Annotated in this window: 13 protein-coding genes; 3 read left to right on the top strand and 10 right to left on the bottom strand. The window is 67.3% G+C overall.

What is annotated here, in order from left to right:
- Positions 1-24 precede the first annotated feature (24 nt).
- The 3 genes from ACP699_RS11440 (at position 25) to ACP699_RS11430 (ending at position 2,295) form a co-directional block, all read left to right on the top strand.
- A complete protein-coding gene (locus tag ACP699_RS11440; protein WP_426171202.1) occupies positions 25-1,080 on the top strand; it encodes an LLM class flavin-dependent oxidoreductase in 1,056 nt (351 codons plus the stop codon).
- Between the two features lie 99 nt (positions 1,081-1,179).
- Positions 1,180-1,830, top strand: a complete 651-nt coding sequence (locus tag ACP699_RS11435; protein WP_426171200.1) for a dihydrofolate reductase family protein — start codon at positions 1,180-1,182, stop codon at positions 1,828-1,830.
- A 36-nt stretch (positions 1,831-1,866) separates the two neighbouring features.
- A complete protein-coding gene (locus ACP699_RS11430; protein ID WP_426171198.1) occupies positions 1,867-2,295 on the top strand; it encodes a GNAT family acetyltransferase in 429 nt (142 codons plus the stop codon).
- A 2,047-nt stretch (positions 2,296-4,342) separates the two neighbouring features.
- Here the strand turns inward: ACP699_RS11430 and ACP699_RS11425 are convergent.
- The 10 genes from ACP699_RS11425 to ACP699_RS11380 all read right to left on the bottom strand — a co-directional run bounded on the left by ACP699_RS11425 (position 4,343) and on the right by ACP699_RS11380 (position 16,578).
- Complete coding sequence (locus ACP699_RS11425) at positions 4,343-6,109, bottom strand: alkaline phosphatase family protein (RefSeq protein WP_055875416.1); 1,767 nt, start codon at positions 6,107-6,109, stop codon at positions 4,343-4,345.
- Positions 6,110-6,175: 66 nt separating this feature from the next.
- Positions 6,176-7,219 carry an ABC transporter ATP-binding protein gene (locus ACP699_RS11420; RefSeq protein WP_127483294.1) on the bottom strand — a complete coding sequence of 348 codons (1,044 nt, stop codon included), beginning with the start codon at positions 7,217-7,219 and terminating at the stop codon, positions 6,176-6,178.
- On the bottom strand, positions 7,219-8,019 hold the full coding sequence (locus tag ACP699_RS11415; RefSeq protein ID WP_235562650.1) for an ABC transporter permease: 801 nt from the start codon (positions 8,017-8,019) through the stop codon (positions 7,219-7,221). The genes ACP699_RS11420 and ACP699_RS11415 overlap by 1 nt, the downstream gene beginning before the upstream one ends.
- 2 nt (positions 8,020-8,021) lie before the next feature.
- On the bottom strand, positions 8,022-8,849 hold the full coding sequence (locus ACP699_RS11410) for an ABC transporter permease (protein WP_055871484.1): 828 nt from the start codon (positions 8,847-8,849) through the stop codon (positions 8,022-8,024).
- Positions 8,846-9,925, bottom strand: a complete 1,080-nt coding sequence (locus ACP699_RS11405; RefSeq protein ID WP_055871482.1) for an extracellular solute-binding protein — start codon at positions 9,923-9,925, stop codon at positions 8,846-8,848. The genes ACP699_RS11410 and ACP699_RS11405 overlap by 4 nt, the downstream gene beginning before the upstream one ends.
- Positions 9,926-9,965: 40 nt before the next feature.
- Positions 9,966-10,436 (bottom strand): DUF3830 family protein, encoded by a 471-nt coding sequence (locus ACP699_RS11400; protein ID WP_017829890.1) that lies wholly within the window; start codon positions 10,434-10,436, stop codon positions 9,966-9,968.
- The gene (locus ACP699_RS11395; RefSeq protein ID WP_426171193.1) at positions 10,433-11,191 is read right to left on the bottom strand and encodes a gamma-glutamyl-gamma-aminobutyrate hydrolase family protein; all 759 of its coding nucleotides are present in this window, start codon (positions 11,189-11,191) and stop codon (positions 10,433-10,435) included. Before ACP699_RS11395 ends, ACP699_RS11400 begins: the two co-directional genes overlap by 4 nt.
- Entirely contained in the window at positions 11,188-12,678 is a 1,491-nt protein-coding gene (locus tag ACP699_RS11390; protein WP_055875401.1) for an aldehyde dehydrogenase family protein, read from the bottom strand. The genes ACP699_RS11395 and ACP699_RS11390 overlap by 4 nt, the downstream gene beginning before the upstream one ends.
- A 115-nt stretch (positions 12,679-12,793) precedes the next feature.
- Positions 12,794-13,819 carry an Lrp/AsnC family transcriptional regulator gene (locus ACP699_RS11385; protein WP_017829887.1) on the bottom strand — a complete coding sequence of 342 codons (1,026 nt, stop codon included), beginning with the start codon at positions 13,817-13,819 and terminating at the stop codon, positions 12,794-12,796.
- A 224-nt stretch (positions 13,820-14,043) separates the two neighbouring features.
- Positions 14,044-16,578 (bottom strand): fibronectin type III domain-containing protein, encoded by a 2,535-nt coding sequence (locus ACP699_RS11380; protein WP_426171190.1) that lies wholly within the window; start codon positions 16,576-16,578, stop codon positions 14,044-14,046.
- Positions 16,579-16,641: the final 63 nt, after the last annotated feature.

Raw genomic sequence — 16,641 nt, 5'->3', positions numbered from 1 at the left:
CAGATCTATGCGTTGGAATGGATCATGAAGGCTTTCGGATTCCTCTTCTTCGGGCACTACGCGGATGTGCCCGGCTCAGCGACCCGCACGGCGGGCGACATGCTGAAGCAGACCATCGAGATCGCCGAGGGCGCCGACGAGATCGGTGTGAACGGCGCCTACGTGCGCGTGCACCACTGGGCGCGTCAGGCCGCCTCGCCGATGCCGCTGCTGGCGGCCATGGCGGCGCGCACGAAGCGCATCGAGGTCGGCACGGGCGTGATCGACATGCGCTACGAGAACCCGTTCCAGTTCGCGGAGGAGGCGGCCGCTCTCGACCTGATCGCCGACGGTCGCATCGCGCTCGGCGTGAGCCGTGGTTCACCCGAGACGGCTCTGCGCGGATACGAGACGTTCGGCTACGTCGATGAGGAGGACACCGAGCGCGGAAGCGTCATCGCCCGGGAGAAGTTCGACCTGTTCCTGCGTGCGATCGACGGGGAGGGAATCGCCCCCGGCGACCCGCGCATGGTGGGGGCTGGGCGCTATCTCGCGATCGAGCCGCAGTCGCCGACACTCCGTGATCACATCTGGTGGGGATCGGGTTCGCGCCCGACCGCGATCGAGACGGGTCGCAAGGGCCTCAACATGATGAGCTCGACCCTCGTCACCGAGGCCACGGGGCAGCCGTTCCACGAACTGCAGCGTGAGCAGATCGACCTCTTCCGGTCCGCATACAAGGAGGCCGGGCACACCGGTACCCCGCGCGTCTCGGTCAGCCGCAGTGTGTTCCCGCTGGTCTCCGACATGGACCGCGCCTACTTCGGCCTTCGGAGCGAGGAGAACGCCGATCAGATCGGCATCATCGACGGGTTCCGCTCCACGTTCGGCAAGACCTATGCGGCCGAGCCCGACGTGCTGATCGAGCAGCTTCGACAGGACGAGGCGGTGATGGCCGCGGACACCCTGATGCTGACGATCCCCAACCAGCTCGGACCGGAGTACAACCTGCACGTGCTGGAGGCGTTCGCGAAGCATGTGGCCCCGGCGCTGGGCTGGAAGCCGAACACCGAAGGGCCGGTCTTGGGCGATCCGGTCTGATCACGACCCACCTCCTTGACACGGCGCCGTGGAACCCTGACGCTGGGTGACGGCGCGTCGATGGACGCACCGTCACCCCGCGCAGCTCCGGAGGCAGCGATGACCCGTGTTCGCGTCGATCTCAACATCTCGCTCGATGGCTTCGCCACGACGACCGATCAGACCCCGGAGAACCCCTTCGGTGAGGACTGGGGAAGACTGACCGCCGCATACACGGCCACCCGCACCTTCCACGAACGCGTCTTCCACGACACCAGTGGCGCCGGCACCACCGGTGTCGATGAGAAGTACGCCGCGCACTACTTCGAGAACATCGGCGCCGAGATCATGGGCGCCGGAATGTTCGGGCTCCACGCGAACCCCGACGACCCCAACTGGCGTGGGTGGTGGGGAGAGGAGCCGCCGTTCCACGCTCCGGTGTTCGTGCTGACCCACACCCCGCGGCCGTCGATCGAGTTCGCCAACGGCACGAGCTTCCACTTCCTCTCGGCCGCGCCGGACGAGGCGCTGCGCACGGCGGTGGCTGCTGCGGATGGACGCGACGTGCGCGTCGGAGGCGGGCCGACCACGGTGCGGGAGTATCTGCGTGCCGGTCTCGTCGACGAGCTGCACGTCGGCATCACCCCCATCCTCATCGGGAGCGGGATCCGTCTGTGGGACGACCTGCGCGGGTTCGAGTCCGGCTATCGCGTCAGCTCGGAGGTCGCGGAGTCCGGCGTCACGCACATCACGTTCTCCCGCGAGGGCTGACTCTCGCGGGAGGATCGGATCTGGGAGGCTGGACCTGTGCGCATCCGACCGTTCCAGCCTGAAGACACCGACGCCGTCGTCGCTCTGTGGGCGGACACAGGGCTCACACGACCGTGGAACGATCCTCGGAAGGACATCGCGCGGAAGCTGACGGTGCAGCCCGAGCTCTTCGTCGTGGCGGAGGACGAGACCGGGCGCATCCTCGGCGCGGTCATGGCGGGCTACGACGGGCATCGCGGGTGGATGAACTACCTCGCCACGCAGCTCGACTCCCGTGGGCTCGGGGTGGGCAGGGAGCTCGTGACCCACGTCGAGACCCGTCTGCGCGACCTGGGCTGCCCGAAGGTGAATCTGCAGGTGCGTGCGGGCAACGCGCAGGTGGTCGACTTCTACCGGCGGCTCGGCTACGAGATCGATGACACGGTCGATCTGGGCAAGAGGCTCATCCCCGACTTGAAGTCGTGAGGCCGCCGCGCAAGAGATCGACCGATACCTGGCTGAGGTCGCGCGGGAGATCGACCCTCGGTGCCGAGTACAACACCATGCACCTGGTCGCCGGCGACGCCGATGAAGCCCGACCCATCTTCACGGATGGCCTGCGGCGTGAGTCTGGAAACCGCGGAGTCGAAGCTTGGGCGAGTATCGGGCACTCGGTTGGAGCTAACCACCGGGAAACGTAGAACGCCGAGGACCCGTGAGGACCCTCGGCGTTCTGCACGCTACGTCCGGCGACGGCGACCGGATCGTAGCAATCGTGCGATGCCGTGGCTGGCGGCAGCCGGAGCGTTCACCGAGCGCGACCCGGCATACCGTTCACTCCCCCCGCATGCTCGCGGCTTCAGTGCGCCGGTTCGCGGGGAACTTTGGGAGTGAGGGTGGCATTCGGCTCTTTGCAGCGATTGCTCAGCGCATCCTGAGGTCGAGTAGTCCTCTAGCCACACTGGAGCTTGTAGTCACCTGGGCTATGCGGAGCCTCCGCAGCGATGACATCCTTCGCCCCGGAGGCTTTGAAGTACGACACAACGCGGAACGTGTGCTGCCCAGTCCCATTGCATTTGTAAAGGACACTCTTCTGCTCCATATTCCCGGTGCCAAAACTCTCGAAGGCCGCGGTTACAGCAACCTAAATCCACCCATTGGGCATGAAGACGATTGACCTGATGAACGTCTTTGTTACCGCTCCCCAACAACTAGAAATAGCTGGCTTCGCGCCAACCCCGCCGTGGGGAAGCCCTTTTGCGGAGGATCGTTTCCACATATTTCCCACGGCAAAATGGCGTCAGCCGGAAGTGGCGTTCCTTTCTGGGTAGACGAGATATTCGTCCGGGACATTCTCCGAACTTGTCGCTGTGAGCGGCGGGAGATCGAGTTCATCGCTCCCCGAAGAGGCTGCGTAGGCCGGGCCACCGGCTGCCATCATCCCGAGGATCAGCGATCCCGTGATAAGAAGACCGACCCTACGGTCGTGGAGTTGAAATTGCTTCAAGATAGTCGCCGAATGAAGCGCGTTGCGCACTTATGGCGTCTATTGTGAGTAGAGAGACGCATTTTTTCCTGTGGCCCGGTAGGGCACAGTAACAGGGGTAAGCAGAACGGAGAGGCCGCTGTCAGCTGCGTATCTCTCCTGGAATTCGTACGCGTCATCTTCGGCGTCGAACACGCCGATGAAACCAGGAGTATTTTCCAAGTACACGATCCACACCACCATAGATGGAACGTAGCACTTGCGGCTCGATCATCGGGAGATCTGGTTTTCAATGCTCCTGATGATCACCCTGGCCTATCACCGTTGTGGCCCCGCCTGACAATGCCGTCAAGAACTTCCTCGTCATGACCTCCTCTCATTGAAGAACCGTAAGCCTCAGTGTCTCCGACCCGTTAGCTCCGTGTCTGTAGGGTGTCTGGCCGACAGACAAAGCCCTGGCGACCGACTGAGATTTCCGCCGCTCCGTCCAGCGATCGAGCTCGTCACCGCGAAGACCGTCAACATAACGCGTGCGGTGCGCGAGCCGGCGGAAGGGAGCGGTTCCCGTTATCGAATACGGTTCGGCAGCTGCGACTGGTCTGCCAGGTCGCCGCCCTCATCGATCGAAGCGGGGGTGACGGTGTCGCTGCCACCTGGTTCCAGGGAATGAAACCTCAGCTCAGAGAACTCTCCCCGGTCCGAGTGCTGAATGAAGAGCGCACAGACGATGCCCGGCTTCGGGTGCTCCGCGTCGCCCTGGGTTTCGTCGGCGCGTGCTGGGATCCTTGGAGCTGGTCGACGCGGTCTGCATGCCCGTATGGCGGGTCGGCTGCGCCCCAGAGATCCGTGGGCATGGATCGATCGAGACTACGCCTGCAACCCACGCTGGGATGATCCCTTCGTGCCGTTCCGCACACGTACACGGCCGATTCACTGTGGGCTCGCGATTTGAAACGTCGAGACCGTTTTCGGTCGCCGATGAGGTCGGACATGTTGCGGTAGAGCGATGCGGATGAGTTTCCGCCCGGTGCACCCTTGGAGCGCGGGTCAGCTGCCCGTCGGCGGGCCGAACAGCTCTTCGCCGTGCTCGTGCAGGAGCTTGTAGGCGTCGGCGAAGGTCTCCGGCTCCGGTTCGCCGGGCTTGCCGTATCGCGCCAGGAGCAGACCCAGCAGGCCGCGCGCGGGCGGCGTGAGCGGCTTCAGCTGGTCTTTCTCCCCGGGCTGCGGTGCGGAGTCCTCCGGATTCGGCGGCGTGTAGGCCGGGGTGGTGACCGGCCAGTCGGACGGATGCCGCGGCTTGTCGAGGTTCACGACGTTCAGCAGCGTGTTCGCGGACTGATCGCGGTCGTTGAGCGGCTCGAGACCGTGCAGGCGCGACAGGGTGGCGGTGACCGAGCCGTGGTGCATCTCGTCGTGGATGATGCTGCCGCGCTTCGTGTAGGCCGACACGGCGATCGCCGGCACCCGGCATCCGAGTCGGTCGAACGTGAAACCCATCTCGCCCGGTCCGGTCTCGGGTGTGGGCTTGGTCACGGCAGGGGGCGGCACATGGTCGTAGCAGCCACCGTGCTCGTCGAACGTGATCAGCAGCAAGGTGTTGACGGCGTTGGAACCCTTCGGGGAGGAGCTCGTGCGCACCGCCTCGTAGATGTCGTGGATGAGGCGGTCGCCGGCCCGCACATCTGAGATGGCGCTGTCGAACACAGCCTCGCCGTCGACCTCGCTCTCTCGGGGCGATCCGAACGGGGGATGGAAGTCGTTGTGGTCGTAGACCATCCGCGGCTCGATGAAGGCGTACGCGGGGAGCTTCCCGGCCTTCGCCTCGGCGTAGAAGTCCTCCATCGTGCCGAAGTGCTCGGTGCGCCAGTATTTCTCCAGCACCGCCGCATGCAGCATCCCGGTGAACGAGACGAGTTGGAGCTTGTCGATGTAGATCTTCCAGCTCACCTTCTTGTCTTCGAGCCGGTTGAACACCGTGGGCGCTGCCGGCGCATCCAGCCACTTGCGGTAGCCGCCGCCCGCCTGATTGGTCACGAACCCGTGAGATGTGGAGGCGTGGAAGAACGAGCGGTTGCAGAAGGTCTGGGACGGGACGCCGGCGTACCAGTGGTCGAACACCGCGAACTCCGCAGCGAGCGTCGACAGCACCGGCAGCATCTCGGGGGAGAAGGAGCCCATGATGTGCGCGGCCTCTTCGGGCTTCGGGGCGACGCCTTTGCGCAGCCGACGGAAGTTGATGATGTAGTCCTCGAGGAACCCCGACATCGTGGCCTTCTCGCCGTGCGTCGGGGCGTTGAAGGGCGCGGTCATCTCGTCGACGAAGAGGTCGGCGTTCGTCGGAGGGTCGACCGTGCCGAAGATCTGGGTGTTGACGTGCGGATACTCCTCGCCCGGATCCGGATCGGGGAGGCTCATGATGCGGTCGGTGTCGCCCTCGTACACATGGGCGTCGACGACCGTGCCGTCGGAGGCGGTGTTGCTGTAGGAGCCGAAGGCGAGGCCCTCGAACTTCTCCCCCTGCGGCAGGCTCTCCTTCGAGTACAGATATCCGAGGAGGTTGTCGAACGAGCGGTTCTCGCCCATCACGACGACGAGGTGGTCGAAGCCCGGTTCGCTGCGCGGGGTGAGGGCGGCGAACTGATCGGGTTCGGCCGCGAATCCGTCACGCGCGTTGCCGGCGATCGATGCTCCGATGGCCGCGCCCCCGGCTCCACCGATCACGGCGCCGGCGAGGGCGGCCCCGCCCACCTTGAAGAAGCCTCGGCGGGAGGAATCGCGGGGAGCGTCGGGGGAGGAGGGTACTTCTTCGGCCATGCCGCGATCCTATGACCGACTGCTCCTCGTCGGAGGACGACCTCCGACGAGGAGCGGATCCGGCCGTCAGGCGGCGGCGATCCAGAGCACGGCACCCTCACGCCAGCCGAGACCGGCCGTGCCCTCGGGGATCGGCTCCTCATGCCGCGGACGCACGACGCGCATCCGCTTGCCCGCGAGCTCGACGATGTAGACGATGTCCGCTCCGCGGTAGACGTGTGTGACGACCTCGACGCTCACCGGGGCGTCGGGGCCGACGACGGGGGAGAGGCGCAGGTCTTCCTGACGGAGCACCACTTCTCCTGCGCCATCGGGTCCTGCGCCGGTCATCGGCACTGAGATCGCGGTGCCGTCGAGCGTGGCGACCGCACCGGAGCGGGTGGCCGGGAGCAGGTTGGCCGCGCCGATGAAGTCGGCGGCGAACGGGGTGCGCGGCGCGCCGTAGAGCTCGGCCGGTGCGCCCTCCTGCTCGATCACACCGCCGTTCATCAGGACGATGCGGTCGGAGAGGCTCATCGCCTCCTCCTGGTCGTGGGTGACGAACACGGTGGTCAGGCCGAGCGTGCGGTGCAGCTCCTTCAGCTCGACCTGCATGTCCTCCCGCAGGCGGGCGTCGAGGTTCGACAGCGGTTCGTCGAGCAGGAGCACACGGGGCTCGAACGCGATCGCACGGGCCAGCGCGACGCGCTGCTGCTGCCCGCCCGACAGCTGTGCCGGCATCCGATCGGCCAGGTGGCCCATCTGCACCCGCTCGAGCGCGCGGACGGCGAGTTCCTTCTGCTCGGACTTGGACTTCTCGCCCGACATGCGCAGACCGAAGCGCACGTTCTCGACCACGCTCATGTGCGGGAAGAGTGCGTAGCTCTGGAACATCATGCCGAGATGGCGCTTCTCGGGCGGAAGGTTGGTGACATCCTGTCCCGCGATCTCGATGGTGCCGCCGCTGGGCGATTCGAGGCCGGCGATGCAGCGCAGGAGCGTGGTCTTGCCGCAGCCCGAGGGGCCGAGCAGCGAGACGAACTCCCCGGACTGCATCGAGAGGTCGATGCCCTTGAGCACCGAGGTCCCCTTGAAGTCCTTGGTGAGAGCAGTGATGGTGAGTGTTGTCATCAGACGAACAACCTTCCCAGGCCGATGATGCGTTCGAGGACGATCATGAGGACGACGGTGAGCAGGACCATGAGAGTCGAGACCGCCGCCACGGTGGGCGACGTGCTGAACTCCAGCTGGCCGTAGATGGCGATGGGGAGCGTCTCGAGCTGCGGGGTGCGCAGGAAGAGGGCGATGACCGCATCGTCGAACGAGATGTTGAAGGCGAAGAACGCTCCGGCCGCGATGCCGGGGCGGGCGATCGGGAGCACCACCAGGCGGTAGCGGTTCCAGGCGCTGGCGCCGAGGGTGCGCGCGGCCTCCTCGGTGAAGTGGTCCGCCCTGGTCATCACGCCCGTGACGGTGCGCATGACGTACGGGATCGCGATCACCACGTGGATCGCGATCAGGACGCCGACGTTCGGCGCCCCGATCGTGAGGGACGAGATCGACAGCGCACCGATGGCGAGGATGATCGTGGGGATCGTCAGCGGCGACATCAGCAGCCCCTGGATGGCGGCACCACCGGGAACCTTGAACCGGGTGAGCGCGAGTGCGGCCGCGGTGCCGATGGATGCGGCGACGATCGCGACCGTGATGCCCACCAGCAGGCTCAGACGGAACGGCTCGAGGTAGGTGTCGGAGGTGAGCGCCTCGACATACCAGTCGAGCGTGAAGCCCTGACCCGGGAATGTCAGGAAGCGGTTCTCGCCCACCGATGCGCCGGCGACGACCATGAGCGGCACGAGCATGTAGAGCGTCACCACGACGCCGAGGATGATGGCGAGGACCCTGCCGAGGATCGGAACGGAACGGACCATGGTCACACCTTCTGCTTCCCGAGTCGGGACGTGGCTGCGAGCACGAGCATGACCCCGGCGAACAGCAGCACGGCCTGTGCGGCCGCGAACGACCAGTCGAGGTTGGTGGTCGCGTCGATGTAGATGGTCTGGGCGAACACCGGGATCTGCGCCCCGCCGATGAAGCGCGGCGTGATGAACGAGCTGACCGACAGGACGAAGACGAGCGAGGCTCCGGCGACGATGCCGGGGATCGCGAGGGGGAGGACGACGTGCCACAGCGTGCGCCAGAATCCGGCGCCGAGCGTGCGTGCGGCCTCTTCGAGCTGCGGCCGGATGCCCGACACGACGCCGAGGATGCTCAGCACCGCGAAAGGCAGGAGCACCTGCACCATCGCGATCACGACACCGGTCTCGGTGCCGAGGAAGCCCTGTGTGCCGCCGACGAGGAGCTCGGCTCCGGGGATCTTCATCAGCAGACCCGACGGGCCCATCAGCACCACCCAGCCGAAGGTGCGGACCACGACGCTGGTCATGAGGGGGAGGATCACGACGATCAGCAGGAAGGAGCGCACCTTCGAGCCGGCGCGGGCCATGACGTAGGACAGCGGGATCGCGATGATCAGCGTGATCACCGTCTGGATCACCCCCAGGCGGAGCGAGCGCAGCGCCGCCTGGAGGTGATATTCACTCGTGAACAACCGGGTGAAGTTGTCGAGGGTGAACCCGCCTGCCGACGATTGCACGCTCATGAGGAGCATGCCAGCCACCGGGGTGATGAAGGCGAGCGCGAGCAGCACGATCGCCGGCAGGAGCAGGAGCCAGGGCTCCCTACGGGTTCGCACACTCATTTGGTGATCAGCGCATTCCACTCATCGGTCCAGGCCGGTCGCGAGGCCGCGACATCGCCCGGAGCGTAGACGACGACCGTCTCGAGCTCGTCACCGGTCAGCACGGCGTCCGCAGCTTCGTCGGAGAGCTCGGTCTTGGTGTTGACCGGCGAGTACCGCATGCTCTCCGCGAAGACGGCCTGCGCTTCGGGGCGCAGTTCGAAATCGATGAAGAGCTTCGCGAGGTCGGGGTTGTCCCGGCCCTCGACCACGTTCGCCGTGATGAGAGAGGCGGTGACGCCTTCTTCCGGGACGATGAACTCTACCGGAAGGCCCGCGTCCTGCAGCGTGCCGGCGTAGTCCATCGCGTACGGTGCGAGCCAGGTGTCGCGCTGGGCGAAGGCGGTCTGCAGATCGGGCGAGGTCGGGACGACGATCGCGTCACCCGAGGAGGCGAGGGCACCGAGGTCGGTGATCGCCTGCGACGGGTCGTCGATGCCCCCACCGAGCGCGTCGGCGACACGGAGCATCGAGAGCACGCCGTACGTGTTCGAGAAGTCCGTGAGCGCGACGTGGCCCGCGTAGGCCTCGTCGAACAGGTCGAGCCAGGAGGTGGGCGCCGGAGCGTCCGCCTCGGTGTTGTAGACCAGCCCGATCGGGGCGAGCTGGATGACCGGACCTTCACCGCGCTCGAGCCCGGCGGTCGCCAGGTCGATCAGGTCGCCGGACTCGGACAGCTCGTCGGCCGCGATCGGCGCGATGAGACCGTCCGCGGCGGCGGTGAACTCCTGCCCTCCGGAGAAGTGCACGACATCGATCTGCGGGCTCGCCTTCTGGGCGGTGACCTGCGCGAGGGCGTCGGCGCTGTAGAGCGTGATCAGCTCGACCTTGGCGCCGGTCTCCTCCTCGAAGGGATCGACGACGGCCTCGATGAAGGCCTTCTCCCAGTCGCCGCCGAACGAGGTGACGACGATGGTCTCGCCGGCGAACTCCTTGTCGCCGGACGAAGCGCTGTCATCACCGGCAGCACAGCCGGCGAGGACGAGGGCGCCGGTGGCGACGAGCGCACCGGTCGTGAGGATTCTTCGGGTATTCATGCACTGCTCCTTCGGGATGGGTCCAGCACTGAGTAGACGCCTAGACCAGGCGTCCGATGGTGAGCTGCTTCGCTCCGTCGATGCGGATCGCCGCGCTCTCCTTGGCGAACTCCGCGAGTCCTTCGGTGATGCCGCCCCAGATGTTGACGGGTGTCCATCCGAGCGGGCCGAGAGTACGGGCACCACGATCGTAGAAGACCCCGATCTCGTACCACTCGAACGGCAGGCCGCCCATCTGCATCGGGCGCTGCCAGTACCACTGCAGATCACCCGGCGCCGGCACGACCTGCTGGTTCTCGAACGGCACCTTCTCGGGGTCGAAGTTCTGCGCCTCTTCGGGGAGGCCGACCATGACCTCGGGGCCGGCGTACATGGCGTGCATCGCCTGCATGGTGACCGGCTTCTCCAGCGCACCCCACATGGCTTCGCAGGTGCGAGGGGCGAGGTCCTCGAACAGGGTGGCGACGGCGCGGACGCCGTTCTCGTACTCGAGGAAGACCTGCTTGGTCATCGTGTTCCTTTCTCCGCAGCGGGGTGTTCCGCTGCTCGTTCACGGGCGGCCGAGACGAACGCCGCGAACAGCGGCATCTCCTCTGCGGCCTCATCGGGGGCGATCATCTTCTCGGGATGCCACTGCACCGCCCAGAAGGGCCAGTCGTCGTCGGCCTCGACGGCTTCGACGATGCCGTCCGGTGCCCACGCGACCGCGTGGAGGCCGGGGGCGGGGACGTCGATCGACTGGTGGTGGATGGTGTTCACGATCCGCTGCCTGGTGCCGTAGAGCGCGGCGAGACGGCTGCCCTCGCTGAGGACGATCGGATGCCGAGCCGAGAGCTGCTGGTCGGCCCCGCGGACGGGTTCGTGGTGCTCGGTGGACGGGATGTCGACGACGAGGGATCCGCCGAAGGCGATGTTGCTCACCTGGAGTCCGCGGCAGATCGCGAGCACGGGGATCCCCCGGCGGCGCGCACCGAGGGCGAGCGCGATCTCGAACCCGTCGCGGGACGGGTCGTAGCTCTTCCCCTCCTGCGCCTGGGCACCGTAGCGCGACGGGTGCACGTCTTCTCCGCCGGAGAGGACCAGCCCGTCGAGACGGTCGAGCACGTCGTCGACCCCTGCCGTCGGGGGCAGCAGCACGACCGCGCCGCCGGATGCCTCGATGGGGGCGGCATACTCCGTGCCCAGGGTGTGCGCCGGGCGGCCGCTGCCCAGGTCGGTGTCGATGAAACGGCGCCAGGTGGTGATGCCGATGAGCGGTCGGGTCATGAGAGCTCGATCCAGGTGGTCTTCAGATCGGTGAACTTCTCGAGCGCGTGCAGGCTCTTGTCCCGGCCGAAGCCCGAGCCCTTGACCCCGCCGAAGGGGATCGTCATATCGCCCTCTTCGAAGCAGTTGACCCATACGACACCCGCGCGCAGGCGGCGTGAGAGCGTGTGCACGGCGTTGAGGTCGGTGCTCCACAGGGCAGCAGCGAGGCCGAACTCCGTGCCGTTGGCGATCGTGAGTGCGTCCTCGACATCGTCGTAGGCGATGACCGAGAGCACGGGGCCGAAGACCTCGCGCTGCGCGACCTCGTGCTGGGGCGTGACGCCGAGCACGACGGGCGCGAAGTAGCTGCCGCCGTCGACGGCGTGGAATCGCTCGGCGCTGCCGGCCGCGAGTTCGCCGCCCTCGGCCTGGGCGCGCTCGACGAAGCCGGTGATGCCCGCGAGCTGTCTCTCACTGACGATCGCGCCCATCGACGTGGAGACCTCGAACGGGTCTGCAGGCAGGCTGGTGCGTGCGACGTCGGCGGCGATCTCCAGCGCGCGGTCGCGCTGGGCGCGCGGGACGAGAAGGCGGGAGGATGCCGTGCACATCTGGCCCTGGTTGTAGAAGCAGCCGTCGGCGGTGGCCCGCACGGCGCGCTCCAGGTCGGCATCCGGCAGCACCAGACTCGCGGTCTTGCCGCCGAGCTCGGGCCAGACGCGCTTGCCGTTGGAGGCGGCCGAGTAGCCCAGGAACTTGCGGCCCACTTCGGGCGAACCCGTGAAGGTGACGACGTCGACGTCGTGGTGCTCGCCCAGAGCGCGGCCGGCGACCTGTCCGGTGCCCGGCGTGACGTTGAGGACGCCGGCGGGGATTCCGGCCTCGTGTGCGAGCTCGGCCAGACGAAGCGCGGAGAAGGTGGTGTGCTCGGCGGGCTTGAGCACGACGCTGTTGCCGACGGCGAGGGCGGGGGCGAGCTTCCAGGCGGTCATGGTCAGCGGGAAGTTCCACGGCACGACGGCCGCGACCACGCCTGCCGGCTCTCGCGTGACGAGGGCCAGGCTGCCCGGGGCGGTGACCGGGATCTCGTCGAGGACCTTGTCTGCGGCCTCGCCGTACCAGCGGAAGCAGTTCACGACGGCGCGGAGCTCTGTCTGGAGCGCCTCGCGGACGGGCTTGCCCATCTCGAGCGAGATGGTGAGCGCGAGTTCTTCGGCGTTGTCGTGGATCCTCTGGGCGAAGGCGATCAGCAACTGGCCGCGTTCACGAGGGGCGATTCGCGACCACACGCCGGAGTCGAAGGCTGCGCGGGCGGAGCGGACGGCGCGATCGACATCGCCCACCGAGGCGGCGCTGATCTTCGGGAGCGCACGTCCGTCTCGCGGAGCCACCGGAGTCAGGGGCTCGGCCGAGCCCTCCTCCCACGCGCCGCCGATGAACATGCGCGTGTGCAGGGGCAGGGTCGCCGCGCGATCCGCCCAGTCGTCTCCAGTAGCCGTGAACACGTTCGTCCTCTCCAGGGGTGATGGCCCTGGAGAGGATACTTGCTCTATTTCGCCACTGGGTCAAGCTTCAAAGAACGATCTCGCCATTTCGTTACATGCCAGTAACAGAATCAGACTACAAACGGATGGCTCCGGTGGGCATGTCATTCGCCAGCGCCTCGGGGGCCTCGTCCACGATCAGAGATCCGCGCAGCACCGGTGTGATGACCACCAGCGACTCCACGACCTCCAGGCCCTCGTGGCCTGCCACGGCCGGCCCGGTGAGGAATTCGTAGAACTCGTCGGCGTCCTTCACGAGCACGTTGGCGAGCAGCTGCGAGGTGCCGGTGGTCGCGGCGATGAACTTCACCTCGGGCGCCGCCGCCAGAGCGGTACCCACCTTCTCGAGGCGCGCCATCGGCACGCGGAGCCAGACGAGCGCCTCCAGTCCCAGGCCGAACAGGCTCGGTACGACCTCGGTGCGCGGATGCATCAGGCCGCGGCGATTCAGGGACTCCATCCGCCGCCGGGTGGTCGTGACGTTCAGGCCGAGCGAACGCGCCAGCTGGGCGACCGGCATGCGCCCGTCCTTCAGCAGCAACCGGATGAGTGCCTCTTCGTCTTCGCTCAGCGAATCGGCCGGGTCGACCTCGGAGCCGGACGACTCGTCGAGCAGACGCGCCTGTTCGTCGGTGAGCACTCCCGCGCGCCAGTCATGCCCCGAGCGGAAGAACTTCAGCACCGTCGTGACGTTGATCGAGTCGATGCCCTCGAGCTCGGGGAAATCGGTGAAGAGCAGCTCTCGGATCGAGGCGTCGTCGTGGGGGAGCAGCATCCCGGCGATGTCGCTGCTGCCTTCGAGCACCGATACCGACGAGGCATCGGCTCGCCGCGCCAGGGTGCGCGCCACGTGCCACAGGGCGTGCGGCTCGGTGGTGATGCGGAAGAGCACGGCCCTGGCATGGAGAACGCGCGAAGGATCGACGTACGTGGAGACACGCACCAGGCCTCGGTCGAGCAGCCGCTGGCCGCGACGGGCGACGGTGCGCTCCGGCAGATCGACCACGCGGGCGATCTCCCCCCAGGACGCACGGCCGTTCACCTGCAGGGCCGCGGCGACGATCCGATCGGTCTCGTCGGCCATCACATCGTTCGCGGGCACTTGCTCTCCTTCACCGGGGACGGACTCGGTGGAAGGTTATCCCAGTAAGGGGCCGACTCCCGGTGCGCGACTTCGCAGAGGGCGGCCGACACGCCGCCCGTGGTGCCGAAACGACGGCGTGTCATCGACGGCATCCGTCACGGTGCGCCGCGTCGGCCGGAGCGCGGCGAAGGGCGCCGTCGAGACCGAAGCCTCGACGGCGCCCTCGTGGACGGATGCCTCTGCTACTCGGCGTCTGCCTCCGCGTGCTGGCGACGGCGGCGCATCGCGAACAGACCGAGGCCCGCCGCGAGCAGGACCACCGCGGCGATCACGTAGGGCGCGCTGTCGGCGCCGGTCGTGGCGAGGTCGCCGCCGGTCGACCCTCCGGTGTTCGTGCCCGGGGTTGTGTTGCCACCACCGGCTGCCGCGGTGACGGTGAGCGAGGTGGGTATCTCGGTGCCGTCGGCGCGGATCACAGCGAGCGTGTGCGCGCCGGCCGGGGTGTTCGCGGGGATCGTCAGCGTGCGCTGGAACGAGCCGTCCGTGCCGGCGGTCGCCGTGCCCAGCTGCACCGGGTCGGACCGCAGCTCGAACCGCAGCTGAGCGCCCTCCGCGAAGCCGCTTCCGGACACCGTGACGGTGCCGCCGGCCTTCACGGATGCCGCGCCGAGCTCGACCTTCGCCGGGACCTCGGGCTCCGGAGGCGTGACGCCGTCTTCGGTGACCCACTTCTCACCGGCATCCGACTTGGTCACGGTGAACGTGTCGTAGACGGCGCCGAGGGGAAGGTCGGTCGTGGCGCCCGGCTGCTTCTCGGCGAGGTACGAGCGGTAGACCAGCTGGTTCTTCGACACGTCGATCACCTGATAGGTCGTGACGCCCTGGCCGCGCAGCACCTGGGTGGCGCCGTTGTTGGTCCAGACGTTCTTCTCGGGCGTCTCCAGGTCGTAGTGCTTCGCACCCGAGTTCGACACGACGTAGACCGGGCCGGTGGTGAGTCCCGGGGTCTCGGTCGCATCGGTGTTCACGTAGCCGCGGGCGTACGTGTGGTCGTGGCCCATGAGCACCAGGTCGATGTCGTTGCGCTGGAAGACCGGCAGCCACTCGGCGCGCAGCACCGGCTCGTCACGACCCTCGGATGCCGAGAACACCGGCTGGTGGAACGTGACGACATTCCACTTCGACGGGCTGTTCTGCAGCAGCAGGTCGAGCCAGGCGCCCTGGAAGCGGGTCCAGAGCACGCCGATCTGCGAGGAGGGGCACTCCGCGCCGGTGCAGGAGGGGAGGCCGGCGGGGGTGAGGAAGGTGGTGTCGCGGGTCGCGTTCAGCGTGATGAACCGCACGCCCTGGTAGTCGGTGTAGTACGCGGTCTCCGCGGCGAACGAGCTCCAGTGGTCGAAGAACGCGCGGTACTGCTGTGCGACCGCGGAGTCGCCCTTCGCGAGCTCGGCCAGCTCGCCCACCGAGCTCGTCGACGGGTTGTTGTGCGGGTACTCGAACGCGGCCTTCCATGCCGTCAGCAGCTTGTCGCCCGAGTACTCGTGGTTGCCGGGGGCGGCCATCACGTTGGTGCGGACGGCCGAGTCCTTCATGCCCTTGAACCAGTTGACCCACTCGTTCTCGTTGCTCGACGAGTTGATCAGATCGCCTGCGTGCACCGAGCCGATGGAGCGAGGCGCCTTGGCCTCGGCCTGCTTCACGACGCTCGGCCACGTGGTGTCGAGGCCGATCTGCGCGTCGCCGTAGTAGATGAACTGGAAGTCCGTGGCCGCAGGATCGGCGGTGCGGAAGGTGAACCAGTCGCTCCAGCTGCCGGGGAGGCCGACACGGTAGCGGTACTCGGTCGCGGCGGTGAGTCCGGTCACGGTGGCCGAGAAGTGCTTGTTCGGGTTGCCGTTCACCACACCCGCGTCATAGGCGTCGATCGTGCGGGAATCGCCGCCGGCGGACGGAGCGATCTCGACCTGTCCGACCGTGTGCGAGGCGTCGCCGGCGAGCCAGGAGAACGACTGCGAGACGGCGGGCTGCTCGGTCGGTGTGAGGATCACCCGGGTCGGCGGCGCGACGACGGGGGTGCCGGGAGCGGATGCTTCGACGAGGGTCAGCGACGACATGTCGAAGAAGATGTCCGAGCTGGTCTCGCGGTCCTGGAACAGCGACACGGCGATGGTGTTCGTGCCGTCGTGCAGCAGGCCGCCTTCCGCGCTGAACGTGCTCGTGAGCGGGCTGCCGTTGCCGTCTCCGGCATACTCGACGTTCACCGTGTCGGTGATGCGTCCGTCGACGTAGCGGGCGACCTCGGTGCCGTTGATCCAGACGATGATCGCGTCGTCGTACGTGATGGTGCTCTGCAGAGCCGCGACCTGCTCGGCGACGCCGGCTTCGAGCTCGAACGTCGTGCGGAAGAAGTAGGTGGGAACGGTGGGGGCGGCCGCACCGTCGAGGTAGTGGTTCAGAAGCGTCTTCGGCGTCTGCGAGCCCACAGGCGCGAGCTTTCCGCCCTTGGCTCCGAACGAGCCCGCTGCCGACTTCCATGCACTGTCGTCATAGGCGGGCAGGGTCCAATCGCGCAGAGCCGCCGGAGCGGGAGACGGGTCGGAGCCGTCGTCGAGGTAATGCCAGGCCGTGTCGCCGGTGATCAGCGATCCCGTCGGCACCTCGGGGTCGGGAGCGGCGAGGGCCGCGGGGGCGACGACAGCGCCGGCGAGCAGGGCGAGCAGCGCGACGGAGGTCAGTCCGCGACGTCGCCACCGCACCGCAGGGGTGGGGGAGGTCATGTCAGTCCTTCAGGGTGGGGGTTTCCGTGCTCGGTCGCACGATGCCCCTCCACCCCATCGAAG

Origin of the sequence: Microbacterium sp. DWRC1-3, from assembly GCF_049896645.1 — a bacterium.
Taxonomy (GTDB): domain Bacteria; phylum Actinomycetota; class Actinomycetes; order Actinomycetales; family Microbacteriaceae; genus Microbacterium; species Microbacterium maritypicum.
The sequence above is the reverse complement of the archived record's forward strand: the minus strand, read 5'-3'. Positions and strand labels throughout refer to the sequence as shown.

Excerpts from the sequence above, each read along its gene's own strand:
- ACP699_RS11440 (WP_426171202.1), top strand. The coding sequence starts at position 25 with ATGAAGGCTTTCGGATTCCTCTTCTTCGGGCACTACGCGGATGTGCCC.
- ACP699_RS11435 (WP_426171200.1), top strand. The coding sequence starts at position 1,180 with ATGACCCGTGTTCGCGTCGATCTCAACATCTCGCTCGATGGCTTCGCC.
- ACP699_RS11425 (WP_055875416.1), bottom strand. The coding sequence starts at position 6,109 with ATGGCCGAAGAAGTACCCTCCTCCCCCGACGCTCCCCGCGATTCCTCC.
- ACP699_RS11420 (WP_127483294.1), bottom strand. The coding sequence starts at position 7,219 with ATGACAACACTCACCATCACTGCTCTCACCAAGGACTTCAAGGGGACC.
- ACP699_RS11415 (WP_235562650.1), bottom strand. The coding sequence starts at position 8,019 with ATGGTCCGTTCCGTTCCGATCCTCGGCAGGGTCCTCGCCATCATCCTC.
- ACP699_RS11410 (WP_055871484.1), bottom strand. The coding sequence starts at position 8,849 with ATGAGTGTGCGAACCCGTAGGGAGCCCTGGCTCCTGCTCCTGCCGGCG.
- ACP699_RS11405 (WP_055871482.1), bottom strand. The coding sequence starts at position 9,925 with ATGAATACCCGAAGAATCCTCACGACCGGTGCGCTCGTCGCCACCGGC.
- ACP699_RS11400 (WP_017829890.1), bottom strand. The coding sequence starts at position 10,436 with ATGACCAAGCAGGTCTTCCTCGAGTACGAGAACGGCGTCCGCGCCGTC.
- ACP699_RS11395 (WP_426171193.1), bottom strand. The coding sequence starts at position 11,191 with ATGACCCGACCGCTCATCGGCATCACCACCTGGCGCCGTTTCATCGAC.
- ACP699_RS11380 (WP_426171190.1), bottom strand. The coding sequence starts at position 16,578 with ATGACCTCCCCCACCCCTGCGGTGCGGTGGCGACGTCGCGGACTGACC.